Annotated in this window: 18 protein-coding genes; 9 read left to right on the top strand and 9 right to left on the bottom strand. The window is 72.4% G+C overall.

Going from position 1 to position 17,798, the window contains the following annotated elements; all coding sequences use genetic code 11:
- The first annotated feature begins 8 nt into the window (after positions 1–8).
- The 6 genes from EER34_RS16545 to EER34_RS16520 all read left to right on the top strand — a co-directional run bounded on the left by EER34_RS16545 (position 9) and on the right by EER34_RS16520 (position 5,535).
- Complete coding sequence (locus EER34_RS16545; protein ID WP_127476710.1) at positions 9–401, top strand: TOBE domain-containing protein; 393 nt, start codon at positions 9–11, stop codon at positions 399–401.
- 2 nt (positions 402–403) lie between these two features.
- Positions 404–1,213, top strand: a complete 810-nt coding sequence (gene modA, locus EER34_RS16540; RefSeq protein WP_164743598.1) for a molybdate ABC transporter substrate-binding protein — start codon at positions 404–406, stop codon at positions 1,211–1,213.
- Positions 1,210–2,028, top strand: a complete 819-nt coding sequence (locus EER34_RS16535) for an ABC transporter permease (protein WP_127476708.1) — start codon at positions 1,210–1,212, stop codon at positions 2,026–2,028. The genes modA and EER34_RS16535 overlap by 4 nt, the downstream gene beginning before the upstream one ends.
- Positions 2,025–3,125: a sulfate/molybdate ABC transporter ATP-binding protein gene (locus EER34_RS16530; RefSeq protein ID WP_205791783.1), complete on the top strand. Its 1,101-nt coding sequence runs from the start codon at positions 2,025–2,027 to the stop codon at positions 3,123–3,125. The genes EER34_RS16535 and EER34_RS16530 overlap by 4 nt, the downstream gene beginning before the upstream one ends.
- Positions 3,126–3,183: 58 nt before the next feature.
- A complete protein-coding gene (locus EER34_RS16525; RefSeq protein ID WP_127476706.1) occupies positions 3,184–3,783 on the top strand; it encodes a GNAT family N-acetyltransferase in 600 nt (199 codons plus the stop codon).
- Between the two features lie 108 nt (positions 3,784–3,891).
- Entirely contained in the window at positions 3,892–5,535 is a 1,644-nt protein-coding gene (locus EER34_RS16520) for an SDR family oxidoreductase (protein WP_127476705.1), read from the top strand.
- 27 nt (positions 5,536–5,562) lie between these two features.
- On the opposite strand, the gene EER34_RS16515 is transcribed toward EER34_RS16520, so the two are convergent.
- Genes EER34_RS16515 through EER34_RS16495 form a run of 6 tightly spaced genes read right to left on the bottom strand, consistent with a single transcriptional unit; the run spans position 5,563 to position 12,235 of the window.
- The gene (locus tag EER34_RS16515; RefSeq protein WP_127476703.1) at positions 5,563–6,114 is read right to left on the bottom strand and encodes a GNAT family N-acetyltransferase; all 552 of its coding nucleotides are present in this window, start codon (positions 6,112–6,114) and stop codon (positions 5,563–5,565) included.
- 49 nt (positions 6,115–6,163) lie between these two features.
- On the bottom strand, positions 6,164–6,334 hold the full coding sequence (locus EER34_RS17585; protein ID WP_164743597.1) for a VOC family protein: 171 nt from the start codon (positions 6,332–6,334) through the stop codon (positions 6,164–6,166).
- Between the two features lie 16 nt (positions 6,335–6,350).
- Positions 6,351–8,021, bottom strand: a complete 1,671-nt coding sequence (cydC, locus tag EER34_RS16510; RefSeq protein ID WP_476738922.1) for a thiol reductant ABC exporter subunit CydC — start codon at positions 8,019–8,021, stop codon at positions 6,351–6,353.
- Positions 8,018–9,688: a thiol reductant ABC exporter subunit CydD gene (gene cydD, locus EER34_RS16505; protein ID WP_127476702.1), complete on the bottom strand. Its 1,671-nt coding sequence runs from the start codon at positions 9,686–9,688 to the stop codon at positions 8,018–8,020. The genes cydC and cydD overlap by 4 nt, the downstream gene beginning before the upstream one ends.
- A 59-nt stretch (positions 9,689–9,747) precedes the next feature.
- Positions 9,748–10,779, bottom strand: a complete 1,032-nt coding sequence (cydB, locus tag EER34_RS16500) for a cytochrome d ubiquinol oxidase subunit II (protein ID WP_127476700.1) — start codon at positions 10,777–10,779, stop codon at positions 9,748–9,750.
- 10 nt (positions 10,780–10,789) lie between these two features.
- Positions 10,790–12,235 (bottom strand): cytochrome ubiquinol oxidase subunit I, encoded by a 1,446-nt coding sequence (locus tag EER34_RS16495; protein ID WP_127476699.1) that lies wholly within the window; start codon positions 12,233–12,235, stop codon positions 10,790–10,792.
- A gap of 266 nt (positions 12,236–12,501) precedes the next feature.
- Between EER34_RS16495 and moaA the strand changes: the two genes are divergently transcribed.
- Together moaA and fdhD are read left to right on the top strand one after the other, a co-directional pair.
- The gene (gene moaA / locus EER34_RS16490) at positions 12,502–13,554 is read left to right on the top strand and encodes a GTP 3',8-cyclase MoaA (protein WP_127476989.1); all 1,053 of its coding nucleotides are present in this window, start codon (positions 12,502–12,504) and stop codon (positions 13,552–13,554) included.
- Between the two features lie 4 nt (positions 13,555–13,558).
- Positions 13,559–14,449 carry a formate dehydrogenase accessory sulfurtransferase FdhD gene (fdhD, locus tag EER34_RS16485; RefSeq protein WP_127476697.1) on the top strand — a complete coding sequence of 297 codons (891 nt, stop codon included), beginning with the start codon at positions 13,559–13,561 and terminating at the stop codon, positions 14,447–14,449.
- 15 nt (positions 14,450–14,464) lie between these two features.
- Here the strand turns inward: fdhD and EER34_RS16480 are convergent, their stop codons facing one another.
- Positions 14,465–15,070: a helix-turn-helix transcriptional regulator gene (locus EER34_RS16480; protein WP_127476696.1), complete on the bottom strand. Its 606-nt coding sequence runs from the start codon at positions 15,068–15,070 to the stop codon at positions 14,465–14,467.
- Between the two features lie 47 nt (positions 15,071–15,117).
- Positions 15,118–15,480, bottom strand: a complete 363-nt coding sequence (locus tag EER34_RS16475; RefSeq protein ID WP_240642460.1) for a hypothetical protein — start codon at positions 15,478–15,480, stop codon at positions 15,118–15,120.
- A 101-nt stretch (positions 15,481–15,581) separates the two neighbouring features.
- On the opposite strand from EER34_RS16475, the gene EER34_RS16470 reads away from it, so the two are divergent.
- Positions 15,582–16,820 (top strand): MFS transporter, encoded by a 1,239-nt coding sequence (locus EER34_RS16470; protein ID WP_127476692.1) that lies wholly within the window; start codon positions 15,582–15,584, stop codon positions 16,818–16,820.
- Positions 16,821–16,845: 25 nt separating this feature from the next.
- On the opposite strand, the gene EER34_RS16465 is transcribed toward EER34_RS16470, so the two are convergent.
- A complete protein-coding gene (locus EER34_RS16465; RefSeq protein ID WP_127476691.1) occupies positions 16,846–17,793 on the bottom strand; it encodes a phosphotransferase family protein in 948 nt (315 codons plus the stop codon).
- Positions 17,794–17,798 lie beyond the last annotated feature (5 nt).

The following is a 17,798-nucleotide window of genomic DNA, read 5'->3' as shown; positions in this document are numbered from 1 at the left end:
GTGCAGGGATGCCGAGCTACAAGGTCGCCGAAGCCGCACGGCTGCTCGGCGTGAGCGACGACACCGTCCGCCGGTGGATCGATGCCGGGGCCCTTCCCACGACCGGCTCGTCGCCGGCGGAGATCCCGGGCGCGGCGCTCGCCGCCCGCGCGGCCGACCTCGCCGCGAGTCCTCCCGACAGCTCCGATGTGCTCTCGAGCGCCCGCAACCGGTTCGTCGGCCTCGTCACCCGCGTGCAGCGCGACGGGCTCATGGCTCAGATCGACATCCAGGCGGGTCCGCATCGGGTCGTGTCGCTGATGTCGGCCGAAGCGGCGGACGACCTCGGCCTCGAGGTCGGTTCGCTGGCGGCCGCGGTCGTGAAGGCGACCAACGTCATCGTGGAGACCCCGAGGGGATGAGGATGCCTGGAGCACGACGGCCGCTCATGGCGGCGCTCGTCCTGGCCGGACTCGTGCTCGCGGGGTGCGCGAGCGCCGACGTGCCCGCGGGGACGCCGCCGACCGGCGACTCAGGGCCCCCCGCTGACGCGCAGGAGCTCACCGGCGACCTGACGGTCTTCGCGGCGGCATCGCTGGGCTCCGCTTTCGACGAGCTCGCGACGCAGTTCGAGCAGCGGCATCCGCAGGTCGACGTGCTTCCGATCTCGTACGACGGATCGAGCACCCTCGCCACTCAGCTCCTCGAGGGCGCGCCTGCAGACGTCTTCGCCTCGGCCGACGAGACCAACATGCGGAAGGTCGTCGATGCGGGCCTCGCGGCCGACCCCGCGCTCTTCGCCTCGAACACGCTCGTCATCGCGGTGCCGAAGGGCAACCCCGGCGGCGTGAAGGTCATAGAAGACCTCGCGGTGCCGGGCCTGACCGTCGTGCTCTGCGCTCCCGAGGTGCCGTGCGGCGCGGCGTCCCAGTCGCTCCTCGCCGGCAACGAGGTGGATGTGACGCCGGCGAGTCTCGAGCAGAACGTCACGGCCGTGCTCACCAAGGTCGCTGCGGGCGAGGCCGACGCCGGGCTGGTGTACACGACCGACGTGCGCGGCCGTGACGACGTGCAGGCGGTCCAGGCCGCCGGCGCGGAGGAGGTCGTCAACCGGTATCCGATCGCCGCGCTCGGCGACGCGTCGAACCCCGACGCGGCCGCCGCGTTCGCGGACTTCGTGCTCTCCGCGGCGGGGCGGGCCGTGCTCGGAGAGTTCGGGTTCGGGGCGCCGTGACCAGCTCGGCGGCCGGACGCGGACCGATCGGCTTCGTGCCGCGCGTCCTCGCGATCCCGGCGATCGTCGGGCTCGCGCTGCTCACGCTCCCGCTCGTCGCCCTCGTACTCCGGGTCGACTGGTCGACGCTGTGGGCCGACATCACGTCAGCCGAGGCACTCTCGGCGCTCGGACTGTCGCTCGCGACCGGGCTCACCGCGACCGCCGTGTGCGTCGTCCTGGGCGTGCCCCTCGCACTGCTGATCGCGCGCAGCCGTGCGCGGACCGCGGCCGTTCTGCGCGCGCTCGTCACCGTGCCCCTCGTGCTCCCGCCGATGGTCGGCGGCGTCGCGATGCTCTTCCTCTTCGGTCGCACCAGCTTGCTGGGCGCGATGCTGGCCGAGTGGGGCATCCGGATCCCGTTCACCACCACCGCCGTCGTGCTCGCGCAGACCTTCGTCGCCCTGCCGTTCCTCGTCCTCGCTCTGGAGGGCTCCCTGCGCACGACCGGCGTCGGCTACGAGCAGGCCGCCGCAGCCCTCGGCGCCGGGCGCTGGACCATCCTCGGAAGGGTGACGCTGCCCCTCGCGGCGCCGGGCCTGATCGCCGGGGTGGTGCTGTGCTTCGCCCGCGCGATCGGCGAGTTCGGGGCGACCGCGCTGTTCGCCGGCAATGCGCCGGGCGTGACGCAGACGATGCCGCTGGCGATCTACACCGCGTTCAACGGCGCCGGCGTCTCGCAGGGGTCGGCCGTCGCGCTCTCGCTCCTCCTGCTCGTGACCGCCGTCGCCGTGCTCCTGCTCGTGCGCGCCTGGCGGCCGGAGGCCCAGCGATGAGCGCGCTCGATGCGCACGTCGTGGTCGAGCGTGCGGGATTCCGCCTCGACGCCGACGTGCAGGCCGCCGCGGGGGAGGCGGTGGCCGTGATGGGCCCGAGCGGCGCCGGCAAGTCCACGCTGCTCGGAGTGCTCGCCGGGCTGGTCCCGCTCGACGAGGGGCACGTGCGGCTGGGTGAGCGCGAATTGGATGCCGCGCCCCGCCCGCGTCGGCGCACGACGCCGTCTCGCCGGGGGATCGTCCTGCTCGGGCAGGAGCCGAGGCTCTTCCCGCATCTGTCGGCCCACGCGAACATCGCGTTCGGCCTGCGGGTGCACGGGGCGACGAAGGACGTCGCGGCCGCCGAGGCCGACGAGTGGCTGTGGCGCGTCGGGCTCGACGGGATGGGTGCGCGGCGGCCGGCTGAGCTGTCCGGAGGGCAGCAGCAGCGCGTCGCGCTCGCGCGTGCCCTCGCGACGAGCCCTGCGGCGATCCTCCTCGACGAGCCGCTGACCTCGCTCGACACCGAGACGGCAGGCGATGTCCGTGCGCTCCTGCACGACCAGTTGGCGGCGACGCGCACGACCGCGGTCGTCGCGACCCACGATGCCGTCGACGCGGTGTCGCTCGCGAGCCGCCTGATCGTGCTCGAGGGCGGCCAGGTCACCCAGTCCGGCCCGGTGCGCGAGGTGCTGGCCTCGCCGGCGACGCGCTTCACCGCGGCGGTCGCGGGCCTCAACCGCGTCGCGGGAGCCGTGCACGCCGGGCGGTGGGAGCGCGACGCCATGGTGCTCCCGGCCGGGGACGAGGCATCCGCGGTCCTCAGCGGCTCGGAGGTCGCGGCCGTGTTCCGGCCCTCGGCGGTCGCGATCGAGCGGGCCGAGGCCGACACCTGGACGGGGGTGCTGCGGCTCGCGCCGACCGTGGCGGACGGGGAGTGGCTGGCGCGGGTCACGCGTCTCGAGCAGACGCCCGCGGGCGTGCGCGTGCGCACGGCCGACCCCGAGGTCGCCGTCGACGTCTCGGCCGACCGCGTGGCGGAACTGGGCCTCGCGCCGGGCGTGCCGGTGCGGCTGCGCGTGGCCGGCTCGGACGTGCGCTTCGTCACGTCGTGCTGACCGACGGCGCAGGCACCCTGCCGCTCGCGCGAGCCATGGGGCCTCCTAGACTCGTCGGGTGGCCCGCATCCGTCCCTTCCGTTCCGGCGATGAGCCGGCGCTCGCCGACATCTGCCTGAAGACGGCGGACGCCGGAGCCGACGCGACAGGCGTGCTCGACGACGACGACCTGTGGGCCGAGATCTTCGTGCTGCCGTACGCGGCGCGTCATCCCGAGCTCGCGTTCGTGGCGGAGTCCGACGACGGGCGCGTGGTCGGATACATCGTCGGCGCGCCCGACACCCGCGCGTTCGAGGAGTGGTTCCGCACCGAGTGGTGGCCCGAGCACGGGGCGCGGTGGCCGAAGCCCGCGGCCGAGGGATCCCGGCAGGACGGGATCCTGCTCTACGCCTACGGCCGCCGCGGTGGCGCCGAGCCGTACGGCGACGAGTACCCCGCGCACCTCCACATCGACCTGCTCCCCGAGGCCCAGGGCCGCGGACTCGGCCGTGAGCTCATCGCGACCCTGATCGAGGCGCTGCGCGCGCAGGGCGTCCCGGGGCTGCATCTCGTGGCCTCATCCGACAACGCCGGCGCGATCGCGTTCTACCCGCGGGTCGGCTTCGCCCCGCTGCCCTCGCACGACGGCGCGCAGGCGTTCGGCACGACCCTGGACTGAGCCCCGCGGCCCTTTCCGTTGGCCACGCGAACAGGATGCGATGCGGACACGGACGGGGTCGTGCGTCAACCCCTTCGTCCGCAGGCGGCGCCCGCGTAGCCTGCCGGGATGGACGACCTCTCCGCGCCCACCGGCCGCGAGCCCGCGCTCGTCGCCGTCCCGCGACCCGACGGCACCGCCCCGCGAGCACTCGTGATCGGCGCGACGGGTTACATCGGCGGCCGTCTCGTGCCGCGCCTCCTCGCCGCCGGGTACGACGTCCGGGTGCTGGCCCGCGACCCGTCGCGCGTGGCCGCGTTCGGGTGGGGGAGCAGCGTCGAGATCGTCGCCGGCGACGCGACGGATGCCGCCGCCGCCGCGCGCGCGGTGCGCGACGTCGACGTCCTGTACTACCTGGTCCACTCGATGTCGGCGGGCAGGGGGTTCGCCGACGCGGACCGCACCGCCGCCGAGACGGTCGCGTCCGCGTCGGCCGAGGCATCCGTCCGCCGTCTGGTCTATCTCGGGGGGCTCCATCCCGACGGGGTGAAGCTGTCGCCGCATCTGCGTTCCCGCGTGGAGGTGGGGGAGGTCTTCCTCCGCAGCGGCGTGCCCACTCTGGTGCTCCAGGCCGGCGTCGTGATCGGCTCGGGCTCGGCGTCGTTCGAGATGGTCCGCCACCTCACCGAGGTGCTGCCGTACATGCCGGCCCCCAAATGGGTGCGCAACCGCATCCAGCCCATCGCCGTGCGCGATGTCCTGCACTATCTGCTCGGCGCCGCGCGCGTGCCCGCCGACGTGAACCGGGCCGTCGACGTCGGCGGACCCGACGTGCTGCGGTACGGCCAGATGATGAACGGCTACGCGGTCGAGGCCGGGCTGCACCAGCGCCCGATCGCCGCCCTTCCGGTCCTGACGCCGCGGCTCGCCTCGCTCTGGGTGAATCTCGTCACGCCGATTCCGGCATCCATCGCCCGCCCGCTCGTCGAGTCGCTCCAGAACGAGTGCGTCATGAAGGATCACGCCATCGACGACCTCGTCCCGCCGCCCGAGGACGGGCTCACCGGGTACCGGGCGGCCGTGCGCCTGGCGCTCGGCCGCGTGAAGGGCGACGCGATCGAGACGAGCTGGCAGGACTCCGAGGTGCTCGGGGTGCCCAGCGACCCGCTGCCGAGCGACCCGGACTGGTCGGGCAGAGTCGTCTTCACCGATGCCCGCACCGCGACGACGTCCGCGCCGCCGGACGCGCTGTGGCGGGTCATCGAGGGCATCGGGGGAGAGAACGGCTGGTACTCGTCGCCGCTGCTGTGGGCGGTGCGCGGCTGGATGGACCGCCTGGTCGGCGGCATCGGCCTCGCGCGGGGACGCCGGTCGAAGGCGCGACTGGGCGTGGGCGACGCGCTCGACTTCTGGCGGGTCGAGGCGATCGAGCCCGGCTCGTTCCTGCGCCTCCGGGCCGAGATGAAGGTGCCGGGTCTCGCGTGGCTCGAGCTTCGGGCGACGCCGGATTCCTCGGGCTCCCGGTACGACCAGCGCGCCGTGTTCTTCCCGCTCGGTCTCGCCGGACGACTCTACTGGCTGGCCGTGCTGCCTTTCCACGGCTTCATCTTCGCGGGGATGGCGAGCCGCATCGCGGCCGCCGCCGAGGCGGCGTCGACCGGGCAGGACGAGGGCGAGACCGCGGTGCCCGAGGTGCGCGAGGCCGATGCCGATGCCGGAGGCGAAGCTGACGACCCCCGTCCCGAGCCCGACACCGCGGGCGCAGCGCGGTGACGGGCTGCTGCGGACCAGGCATCTTCGTCACCTCGGCGAGAGCCGTTCCCTGAGGTCGCGGACCCGGCGTCGCTCCAGGAGGGTGAACCCCGTGCCGTCGATCCGGCGTTCGTCGGTCATCGTGGCGCCGTCCTCGCGCCAGCCGTGTCGCTCGTAGAAGGACGCCGCGCGCTCGTTGCGGTCGAGCACCCACAGGTGGGCCTTGCGGAAGCCCGAGGTGCGCAGTCGCTGCTCCGCCGTGACCAGCAGGGCGTGCCCCACCCCGCGCGACCAGAACTCCGGACGGGCGTAGATCGCGTAGATCTGCCCGTCGCGAGGACGGTCGTCGTCGATCGAGCTTCCCAGGGCCGCCCACCCGGCGACGACGCCGTCGACCTCGGCGAGGAGGTCGCATCCGCGCGGGTCGCCGTGCATCTCGTCCCACCGCTCGCGTCGGCGCTCCGCCTCGCGGTCGGCGTCCATGCCGTCGAGGATCTCGGATGCCATCAAGCCGGCGTAGGCGGCCCGCCACGTGTCGACGCGCACGCGGGTGATGCTCGCGGCATCGTCGCGGGAGGCGGTCCGGACCGTGAGGGTCATGCGTGAAACGGTAGCCGAGGCATCCGCTCGGTGTCGTGCCGGTGCGGGGTCAGGCGTCCTGCACGACCTGGACGAGATGGCCGTCCGGATCCTCGACCCACGCGATGAGAAGGCGCCCGAGCCACGGGCTCGGCTCCTTCACGGGTCTCGCGCCGAGTTCGATCAGGCGCTGGAATCCGGCAGGCGCGTCGTCGGTCCTGTCATCCCCCCAGCGTGGCATGGCGGCACGCCTCCGGCTAGGCGACGAGGCGGCCCCGCTCGATGCGCACCACGCGGTCGACCAGCCCCTCGGGCACCGCGACGTGGGAGATCAGCACCACCGCCTGGTCGTCTCCCACCGCGCACAGCAGATCGGTGAGCAGTGCATCGGATGCCTCGGGGTCGACGCCCGCCGTCGGCTCGTCGAGCACCAGCACCGGGAAGTCGCGGAGCAGGGCGCGGGCGAGCGCGATGCGCTGCGCCTGCCCGCCCGACACGAGGGATCCTCGCTCGCCGACCCGGGCATCCAGACCGCCGCGCTCGCGGAGCCAGTCCGCGAGCCCCACACGCCGGAGCACGGCCTCGAGATCGGCGTCGCTGGCCGTGTCGCGCGCGAACAGCAGGTTCTGGCGGATGTCTTCGTCGAACAGCATCGGTCGCTGCTCGCACAGCCCGACGGTGAGCCGCACGTCGTCCCCGGCGACATCGTGCACCGACCTCTCGCCCACGTCGTATCCGCCGTCGGTCTCCAGGAAGCGCACCAGAGCGTGCGCGAGCGTCGTCTTCCCCGCACCGCTCGAGCCGATCACGAGCAGGCGCTCGCCGGGACGGATGTCGAGATCGACGTCATGGAGCGAGGCATCCGCATCGCCCGGCCAGCGCACCGACGCGCCCCGCAGGCGCACGCCGTCGCCGAGCGCGGGCGCGACGCCCGTGGGGGGAACGGTCTCGTCGACGAGCTGCGCGGGCGGCTCGGCGGGGACGGCGCCGGCGATGCGGTCGGCGGAAGCCTTCACCTGGCGCCACGCGGAGGCCGCGAGCGGCACCGCGGCGAACACCTCGAACACCGCCATCGGCACCAGGACGACCACCGCGAGCGAGGGGCCGTCGAGCGCGCCGGAGGCGGCCCCGGGCGCCGCGGCGACGACCGCGAGGATCGACGCCGCCCCGGCGAGGAGCGAGACGAGTGCGGCCGTGCCCGCCTGGGCGCCGGCGCGGCGCACGACGGCCCGGCGGAGAGCGGCGTCGGCGTCGGCGATCCGCGCGCGGCTCCGGCTCTCGGCGCCGAAGGCGGCGAGAACCTCGAGGCTGCCGAAGTGGTCGAGCACCGCGTCGGCCAGCCGGGCGCGCAGCGGAGCGATGTCGCGCTCGGCGCGTGCCCCGGCGGCCCATCCCCACAGGGTGGCGGCGAGCCCGGCCGCGACGAGGCATCCGAGAAGTGCGACCGCCGCCGGCCACCAGATGACCGCCACGAGGACGACCGCGCCCAGTGCGACCGTCGCCGACGACACGAGCGGCTGAACCACCCGGAGCGGGAGGTTCTGCAGGTCGTCGACGTCGTCGACCAGGGCTCCGAGCACCGAGCCGCGCCGGGTGCGAGACAGCCCGTCGGGGGCGAGCGGCACGAGCCGTCTCACGAGCGAGGCACGGGTCGTCGCGAGCTGGCGCAGAGCGGCGTCGTGTCCGGCGAGGCGCTCGAGGTAGCGGAAGCTCGCCCGTGCCAGCGCGAAGAACCGCACGCCGACGACGGCGGCCGAGAGGTACAGCACCGGGGGCTGCTCGCTCGCGCGGACGATGAGCCACGCGCTCACCGCGAGCAGGGCGACGGCGGATGCCTCGGACGCGAAGCCCGCCGCGAGGGCCGGCCAGAAGCGGCGCGCCGGGGGGAGCGCGCCGCGCAGCACGCCGCCCGAGCTCACGGCGGTCACGCGCTCACCTCGCTCCGCTCGAGACGCACGACGTCGTCTGCGATCGCGCGGGCGCTCGTGCGATGCGACACGAGCAGCACGGCCGCACCGGCGTCGGCGAGGGCGCGGACGCCCTGCCAGAGACGGTCCTCGGTGTCGGGGTCGAGTGCGGCGCTGGGCTCGTCGAGGGCGACCACCCCGGCGCGCCCGCGCAGGCGTCGGTAGAACGCACGGGCGACCGCCACGCGCTGCGCCTGACCGCCCGACAGCCCGGCGCCCTGCACGCCGAGTTCGCGAGCGGGATCGAGATCGTCGGCGCACGCGAGATCGAGTGCACGACGCACCAGAGCGGGGTCGGGCTCGGTGTCGCCGAGCGCGACGTTGACCGCGATCGGGCCGGCGATCAGCCCCGGCCGCTGCCCAGCCCACGCCAGCCACGCCGCCGGTGCCAGCGAGCGCACATCGGCATCTCCGTAGGCGGCGTCACCCTCGAACCGCGCCGCGCCGCGCAGCGCCGCGAGCAGGCTCGACTTGCCCGCCCCGCTGGGTCCTTCCACCAGGGTCACGGTGCCGGGTGCCGCCTCGAGCGACACCGGTGGCAGCATCCGTTCGCCTCGCTGCACGCGGACGGCATCGAGGCGCAGGACACTGCCCCCGGGTGCGGGCTCGGCGTCGGAGGAGCGGGGCGGTGCGGCGCGCGCGGCGTCGAGCACGGCGAAGACTTCGTCCGTCGCCGCCACGCCTTCGGACGCGGCATGGAACTGCACGCCGACCTGCCGCAGCGGGAGGTACGCCTCGGGCGCGAGCAGCAGCACGAACAGGCCGACGCCGAGTGCGAGAGAGCCGTCGATGAGCCGGAAGCCGATCGACACGGCGATGATGGCGACCGAGATGCTGGCGAGGAACTCGAGCGCGAACCCCGAGAGGAACGAGACCCGAAGCACCCGCATCGTCTCGCGGCGGTACTCGCCGGTGACCTGCTCGATGGATGCCGCGGCCCGCTGCTGTCGACCGAAGACCTTGAGCGTCGAGAGACCCTGGACCGTATCGGCGAAGCGCGCGGCCAGGCGCTGGAGCGTCTGCCACTGGCGCTGCTGCACCGACCGGGTCGCGAGCCCGATCAAGACCATGAACACGGGGATCAGCGGGAGGGTGAGGAGCACGGTCAGGCCCGAGATCCAGTCCTGCCACCACATCACCGCGACGATGACGGGCGTCGCCACGACGGTCTGAACGAGCTGCGGGAGGTAGCGTCCGAAGTAGGCCTCGAGCGCATCGAGCCCGCGGCCGGCCGTCACGGCCAGCTGCGCCGAGTTGCGGCGGTCGAGCCAGTCCGGGCCGAGTTCGCCGACCGCGCCGATCAGCGCGGTGCGCAGCTGCGTCTGCACGCGCGAGGCCGCACGGGCGGCGACGGCCTCACGGGTCCAGAGGAGCACCGCGCGGGCCGCGACGACAGCCGCGAGGGCGCCGAGCGTCGTGGCGAGGTCGGGGAGCGGCATCCCGTCGATCGCGCCGGTGATGGCGCGCGTGAGCAGCCAGGCGAACGCGACGACGGCCGCGGTCTGGGCCACGGCGATCGCGCCGATCGCGACGAAGAAGCCGCGCGAGGCGCTCGCATACCGCAGGAGTCGTGGATCGACGGGCTTCCCCGCCGCGCGGGGCGGCCCTGTGCTCTCCGGTTCGCTCATCGCCCTTCGACCCTACCCATCCGCACCCGTCCGCTTTCCCGCGCGGCGCGCGGCATGGGTCAGTGGACCGCCGCGGCCGCCTTCTCGATCCGGGTGCGCGAGACCCGCTTGCGGAAGATCCAGTACGTCCAGCCCTGGTACAGCAGCACGAGAGGCAGGAAGATCGCGGCCGCCCACGTCATGATCGTGAGCGTGTAGTCCGTGCTCGACGCGTTCTCGATCGTGAGGCTGTTCGCGAGGTCGTTCGACGCGGGCATGACGTAGGGGTACAGCGCGAACCACAGTGTGAGCACCGCGGCCACGATCGTGGCGGCCCCGAACCCGAACGCCCAGCCCTCGCGATCGCGCAGATTGAAGACGAGCGACATCACCAGGGTGATGGCGGCGATCGCCGCGCACGCGATCACTCCGGCCATGAGCGGAGCCCCGTGACCCGCGGCGATGAAGATCGTCCACACCAGGAACGCGGCGGCGACGACGACCGTCAGCAGACCCGAGCGGCGCGCGAGACGCCGGGCGTCTTCGTGCACCTGGCCGTCGGTCTTGAGCGCGACGAAGTACACGCCGTGCGTGAAGAACAGCAGGAGCGTCGTGAGGCCGCCGAGCAGGCCGTACGGGTTCAGCAGCGTCAGGAGCGAGCCGGTGAACTCGTGGTCGGCGTCGAGTGGCACGCCCTGCACGATGTTCGCCACCGCGACGCCCCAGAGGAGTGCGGGCACGGCGGATCCGATGACGATCATCGTGTCGAACCCGCGCTTCCAGCGCAGGCTGTCGCGCTGATGGCGGTACTCGAACGAGACGCCACGGAGGATCAGTGCCAGCAGGATCAGCAGCAGAGCGAGGTAGAAGCCGCTGAACAGCGTGGCGTACCACTCCGGGAAGGCCGCGAAGAGGCAGGCGCCGGCGACGATGACCCACGTCTCGTTGAGGTCCCAGACCGGACCGATGGTGTTGATGATCTGCCGGCGGCCGATGTCGTCCTTGCCGAGGAAGGGGAGCGACATCCCGACGCCGAAGTCGAAGCCGTCGAGCACGAAGTAGCCGACGAACAGGAAGCCGACGATCCAGAACCAGAGGTATGCGAGGTCCATGTCGATGCTCCTAGTAGACCGTCGTGGGGGTGTCTTCGACCGCCCGCTCGCGCGGATCCGGGTCGTCGGGACCGGGGAGGGGATCGGGTCCCTTCTTGGAGGTCTTGATGATCAGCCCGATCTCGACGACGGCGAGCGCCGCGTAGATGAGCGTGAAGCTGACGAGCGAGATGAGCACCGTCCACCCCGGCACGCTGGGCGAGACGCCGTCCTCGGTGAGCATGAGGCTGAACACGATCCAGGGCTGGCGCCCCATCTCGGTGAAGATCCAGCCGACGAGGATCGCGAACAGCGACGCCGGCCAGGCCCAGACAGCGAGCCTCCACGCCCACTGCGGGACGGCGCGCTTGGCCTTCTTGCGGGTGAGCCAGAGGCCGACCACCGCGGTGAGCGCCGCGATCCCGCCGAGGCCGATCATCCAGCGGAACGACCAGTACGTGACCCACAGGATCGGGGCGAAGTTGCCGTCGACCTGGTCGGCGAACTGCGGGAACAGCTCGTTCGTGTAAAGGGCGTTCAGGTCGTTGATGCCCTCTACGCAGCCGTCGAGCGAGTGCGTCGAGAGGAGCGCCAGCAGGTACGGCACCCGTATCGAGAACAGCTCGCTCGAGCCGTCCGGAGTGCCGAGGGTGAAGATCGAGAACGAGGCATCCGCTCCGCAGACCGTGTCGAACGTCGCCTCGGCGGCGGCCATCTTCATCGGCTGCGTCTGCACCATGACGAGGCTGAGCTGATCGCCGGAGAGCGCGACGCCGCCGAAGGCGATGACCATGCCCCACAGGCCGTAGCGCAGTGAGGACCGCATCATCTCGACGTTCTGCCCGCGCATGAGCTGCCAGGCCGAGATCGAGATGATCACGCCGGCGGTCATCATGAAAGCCGCGAACAGCGTGTGGGGGAGCGCCGCGAGGGCGACGGGGTTGGTGAGCACCGCGAGGAAGTCGGTCATCTCCGCGCGCGAGCCGTCTTCGGCCATCGTGAAGCCGACCGGATTCTGCATGAAGGCGTTGGCCGCGAGGATGAAGTACGCCGAGAACCAGGCGCCGATGGTCGCGATCCAGATGCTCGCGAGGTGCAGCGCCTTGGGCAGTCGGTCCCATCCGAAGATCCACAGGCCGATGAAGGTCGCCTCGAAGAAGAAGGCCATCAGGCCTTCGAAGGCGAGCGGTGCGCCGAACACGTCGCCGACGAACCGCGAGTAGGACGACCAGTTCATGCCGAACTGGAACTCCTGGACGATGCCGGTGACGACGCCCATCGCGAAGTTGATGAGGAAGATCTTGCCGAAGAACCGCGTGAGGTGGAGCCACTTCACCTTGCCCGTGCGATACCAGGCGCTCTGGAAGATCGCGACGGTGAGGGCCATGCCGAGGGTGAGCGGCACGAACAGGAAGTGGTACAGCGTCGTGAGGCCGAACTGCCAACGGGCCAGGAGCAGAGGGTCCAGCAGATCCACGATGCGTTCTCCGATCGCCGAGCTGATCGTGTGGTCTGACCACATTAGCATGTGGTCTGACCACAGGTCGCGGCGGCCGGGATGATGACCGCCCTGCGACTCAGCGTCCCAGGATTCCGCACTGACCGCACCCCTTCCCGCCGTGAATAATGAGCGTGCACGCGGCCCGCCGCCTCGCGCCGCGACTACCCTCGAACCATGGCGACAGAGTGCGAGCGGCAGGGGACGGTCGCGTGACCGCCATCCCGGTCACGATCGCACCGCGGATGCCGCGGCCCGCAGCTCATGCCTCCGACGCCGCCGCGGCCCCGGGTGACCCGCTCGTCGACACCCACGGCCGCGTGCACCGCGACCTGCGGATCTCGCTCACCGACCGCTGCTCCCTGCGCTGCACCTACTGCATGCCCGAGCAGGGCAACGAGTGGCTCGCCAAGTCGAGCATCCTGACCCTCGACGAGATCGTCGCGATCGCCCGCGTCGCCGCATCCGACGGCATCACGACCTTCCGACTCACCGGCGGCGAGCCGCTGCTGCGCGCCGACATCGTCGAGGTCGTGCGACGCCTCGCGGCGATCTCCGGGCCCGACGGGCGTCCGGTCGACATCGCGATGACCACGAACGGCATCCGGCTCCCCGACGTGCTGCCCGCGCTCGTCGACGCCGGGCTCCGCCGCCTCAACATCTCGATCGACACTCTCCGGCGCGATCGATTCCACGAGCTGACCCGCCGCGACCGGCTCGACGACGTGCTCGACGGGATCGCGGCGGCCGCGGCATCCGGTCTCCGCCCTCTCAAGCTGAATGCCGTCGCCATGCGCGACGTCAACGACGACGAGCTCGTCGACCTGGTCGAGTTCGCCACGGCCCACGACGCCCAGATGCGGTTCATCGAGCAGATGCCGCTCGACGCCGGGCACACGTGGGACCGCTCGCGCATGGTCACGCAGGACGAGATTCTGGCCACGCTCTCGTCGCGGTGGTCGCTCGAGCCCGTTCCCGGGCGCGGCGGCGCGCCGGCGGCCCGGTGGCTCCTCGACGGCGGCCCGCACACCGTGGGCGTCATCGCGTCGGTCACCGCCCCGTTCTGCGGCGACTGCGACCGGCTGCGACTCACCGCCGACGGACAGCTGCGCAACTGCCTCTTCTCGACGACCGAGTACGACCTGCTCCCGGTCCTCCGCGCCGACCCGGCTGCCGGGCTCGACGTCGACATCGACCGGATGCTGCGCTCCTGCGTCCGCGGAAAGCTCCCCGGTCACGCGATCAACGACCCGAGCTTCCTCCAGCCCGTGCGCGGCATGAACGCGATCGGCGGCTGAGGCCGTGGGCAGGCTCACCGTCCATCGCCCCGTCGTGAAGGTGGTCCTCGGTGCCGACGGCACGACGCAGCGCCGGCGCAGCGACACCCTCGCCGTCGAGGAGCCCCTCGAGATCCGGATCGCGGGCGCGCCGTTGGCGATCACCATGCGCACGCCCGGGCACGACGTCGAGCTCGCTGCGGGGTTCCTCGTGTCGGAAGGCGTCATCGCCCGCGGCGATCAGTTCCGTGCGGCGATCCACTGCGGCGGCCCCGGCACCGCACCGATCCCAGCCGGGGCGACCAGCCTCCTCGGTGCCCCGACCTCGGCCGAGAACACCTACAACGTGCTCGACGTGGCGCTCGCGCCGGGCGTCGCGCTTCCCGCCCCCGACCTCGCACGCAGCTTCTACACGACGAGCTCGTGCGGGCTCTGCGGCAAGGCGTCGATCGACGCGGTCGAGACCGTGTCGTCGTACGACGTGGCGACGGATGCCGCGACCATCGCCGCGGCCGACCTGCTTTCGCTGCCGGATCGACTCCTGGCGGAGCAGGCGGGGTTCGGCAAGACGGGCGGGCTGCATGCGGCCGCCCTGTTCGACGCCGCGACCGGCGAGCTCCTCGTCGTGCGGGAGGATGTCGGACGCCACAACGCCGTCGACAAGGTCGTCGGCTGGGCGCTGCTCGATGACCGGCTGCCGCTGACCGGCACGGTGCTGCAGGTGTCGGGTCGAGCGAGCTTCGAGCTCGTCCAGAAGGCGGTGATGGCGGGCATCCCGATCCTGTCGGCCGTTTCGGCGCCTTCGTCGCTGGCGGTCGAGCTGGCCGAGGCCTCCGGACTCACGCTCGCGGGGTTCGTGCGCGGGGCCTCGATGAACCTGTACGCGCGAGCCGATCGGGTGCTGACGGGCAGCTGATCAGGGTCGCGTTCGTCAGTCCTGGACCGCGAGGTGCACGACGCAGTGCGACGGGTCGCACGACGGCGCGATGCCGTCGACCCTGAGCGGTCCGCCGGCCTGGGCGAGCACTCCGTCCATGAGCCCGACATGCACGCCGCACAGCGTGCCCCGATGCTCGGCTGCGGCGCCGTGCGGGCACGGCGTGAGATCGACGGTGAGGGCGCCCTCGTCGACGAGCGGGTCGAATCCCGCCGTGCCCAGATCCTCGACGAGCGCGTCGAGCTGGTGCAGGGCATCGGCGGACAGTGTCTCGCCCGCGTCGGTCGGATACACCGTGCGCAGCAGGTCGCCGCGGCGCGCGGCATCCCTCGCCTTGCGAACGGCGACGGGGCTGGATGCCGCGGGCTCGCCGGTCGCAGCCGTGTAGAGCACCCGCGGCCGGCCCCGGGTGATGCGGCGCTCGGTCTCGGCGATGACGTAGCCGGCGTCGATCAGGCGCTGCAGGTGCTCGCGAACGGTGTTGGGGTGGAGCCCCGTGGCGTCGACGAGCTCCGCGATCGGCCGCCGCGGACGCTGCTGCACGAGGTGCATGATCTCGACGCGCGAATAGCTCGAGATCGCGCTGTAGCCGGCCGCCATACCCCCATTATGCCGAGGGTGGTGACGGGCGACGCCTCGCCGCCGGATCAGAAGACGAAGAGCTGCCCCATGACGATGATCGCGATGAAGAAGAGGGCGAGGATCGCCGTGATGATCCCCAGCGTCTTGCCCGACAGCTTCGCGACCGCCCAGCCGACGAGGAACGGGAGTGCGAAGAGCAGGATCGCGACGATCCACCAGAAGGCGACGTAGCCCGCGGTCGTGGCCTCGGAGAGACGGCCGCCGAACAGCTGCTGCGAGTTCGGGTGGGTCGCATACTTGATCGCCGCCGAGATCGGAACCGCGACGAACGCGAAGATGATGAGTCCGATGAGCGCCCCCCAGAGCCCCGGGCTGCCGTTGCCGCTGAGAACTCCGCCGTGCGGTTCCTGCTGGTGTCCTGATGCCATGGGCATGACTTTATCGGCCCGCAGGGTGGTGCCCGCGTCATCCGAAGAGGATGAGACGGCTCGTCTGAGAAGGTGGATGCAAGAGCGGTGGACGGAGACCCATGGGCGAGCGCGGCGACGGGCTGTTCCGGCGTCCGGCGTTCGTGCGGTACTTCTCGGCGGTCGCCGTCGGCGCCTTCGGAACCGCACTGACGGCCGTCGCGCTGCCGGTGCTGGTGGTCGACGTGCTGGAGGCGAGTCCCTTCGAGGTGGGTCTCGTGTCGGCCGCGCAATTCGTCCCGTATGCGGTTCTCGGGCTCGTCGCCGGCGCCTACGTCGACCGCTGGAGGCGCCAGCGGGTGCTCGTCTGGGCGAGCATCGGCCGGGCGGTGTCGCTCGGGCTCGTCCCGGTGCTGTGGGCGCTGGGGGCGCTGCAGCTCTGGGTGCTCATCGCCCTCCTGCTGCTGTTCGGCTCGTTCGCCGTGTTCGGCTTCGCCGCCACGCAGTCCCTCCTTCCGCAGATCGTCGATCGCCGGGCTCTCCTCGCCGCCAATGCGCGGCTCGATCAGGCGGAGGCCGCGGCGCAGACGGCGGGGCCGGCGCTGGGCGGCGCACTCGTGGGCCTCCTCGGTGCTCCGCTCGCCCTCGCGGTGGACGCCGTGACCTACGTCGCCGATGCCCTGCTCATCGCCGGCGCCCGCATCCGCGAGACGGTCGAGCGGGCCGGGGTGAGACGCTCGCTGCGGCGGGAGGTGTCCGAGGGTCTGCGGTGGATGTATCGGCACGCGACGCTCGCGCCGCTCGCCTGGTCGACACACGTCTGGTTCTTCGCGAACGCCGCCGCGCTCACGGTCCTCGCGGTGTTCGCGCTGCGCAGCCTTGAACTCGGCGCCTTCGTGTTCGGCCTGCTGTTCGCGGCCGGGGGCGCGGCGACGCTCCTGGGAGCGACTCTCGCCACGGTCGTCGGGGCGCGCATCGGGTCGGGGCGGGCCATCATCGTGGCACGCGGGTTCTATCCGATCGCGTGGGTGCTGATCGCGTCGCTGCCGTCCGGCGAGGCGGATGCGGCCGCGCTCGTCGTGCTGTTCGCCGCGTTCGCGGTGCAGGGGTTGGCGGCGGGTGTCGAGAACGCCAATGAGATGAGCATCTGGCAGACCGTCACGCCGGACGCGCTCCTCGGCAGGGTGAACGGCACGCGGCGGTCGGCCAATCGCACGATGGCGGCTGCGGGCGCGCTGGCAGGAGGTGTGGCGGCGACATTCGTCGGGGTGAACGCCGTGCTCTTCGGAGCGGCAGCCGTCTTCACTGTCGCGTTCCTGGTCGCCCTGCTGTCGCCGCTGCGCACCGCCCGCACCGATTGACGCATCGGACGGCGGAGCGCATCCGTCAGGCCAGACCTGCTTCGACCCGCGACTGCAGCCAGAGCGCGGCGACGAGCCCCTGCTCGCGCTGGAAGTCGCGCAGCGTCGGCAGGGCCGGGATCACCGGGAGCGCCGACGAGCACAGGAAGTAGCCGGCCGCCGCGGCCACGAGCGAGGTGACGTCTGCCGGCGGGGCGATCGCGGCGAGCGACGACTCGCGGAAGGCGTCCTCCGGTGCCGGGGTTCCCGGGAAGAGGCACACGCTCGGCACCGCGAGCGTCCAGTCCACCCACGGTGCGCCGATGCAGACCTCGGTCCAGTCGACGATGGTCACCGTGTCGCCGTCGAGAAGCATGTTGTCGGCGCGGAGGTCGCCGTGCACGAGCGCGTCGCCGGCCGAGGCATCCCGCCACCGCGACGCGATTGTCCGCACGAGGTCGAAGTTCGCGGAGATCCACGGGTCGAGCTCGACGCCCGGGTCGCCGGGAGCGGCTTCGTTCCACCGATCGAGGCTGCGGTCGCTCGCCTCCGCGAACGTCGCCGCGGCGATCGGCGAGGGGGTGAAGGATGCCGCGACCTCCTCGTACGCCCGGATCATCCGCGCCCGCTCGGCCCGGTCGGACGGCCGTGGCGCGTGTCCCGGAACATGGTCGAACAGCACCACCACCCAATCGCCGTCGTCGTGGGCGGCGAGCATGCGGGACGCGAAGGGACGCTCGCCGAGGCGCTCCAGATTCGACCGCTCGCGACGGAGCAGCTCGGAGCTGCCCGGTCCGGTGTCGGTGGCCACAGCCTTCGCGAACACCGTGCGCCCGTCGGCGAGCGTCAGGGTCGAGGCGAGGCCGGGGGAGAAGCCGCCGAGCGCCGTGGTCGCCTCGACGATCCGCGCGCCGGCGAGCTCCTCGATGCGGGAGCGGACCGCAGAGGGCAGATCCGACCACGCGAGACGGCTGCGGCCTCCGTGCACATCCATCGGAT

The sequence above is a fragment of the Microbacterium sulfonylureivorans genome (assembly GCF_003999995.1).
GTDB lineage: Bacteria > Actinomycetota > Actinomycetes > Actinomycetales > Microbacteriaceae > Microbacterium > Microbacterium sulfonylureivorans.
Note: the sequence above shows the minus strand (reverse complement) of the source record. Positions and strands in the feature narration are given on the sequence as shown.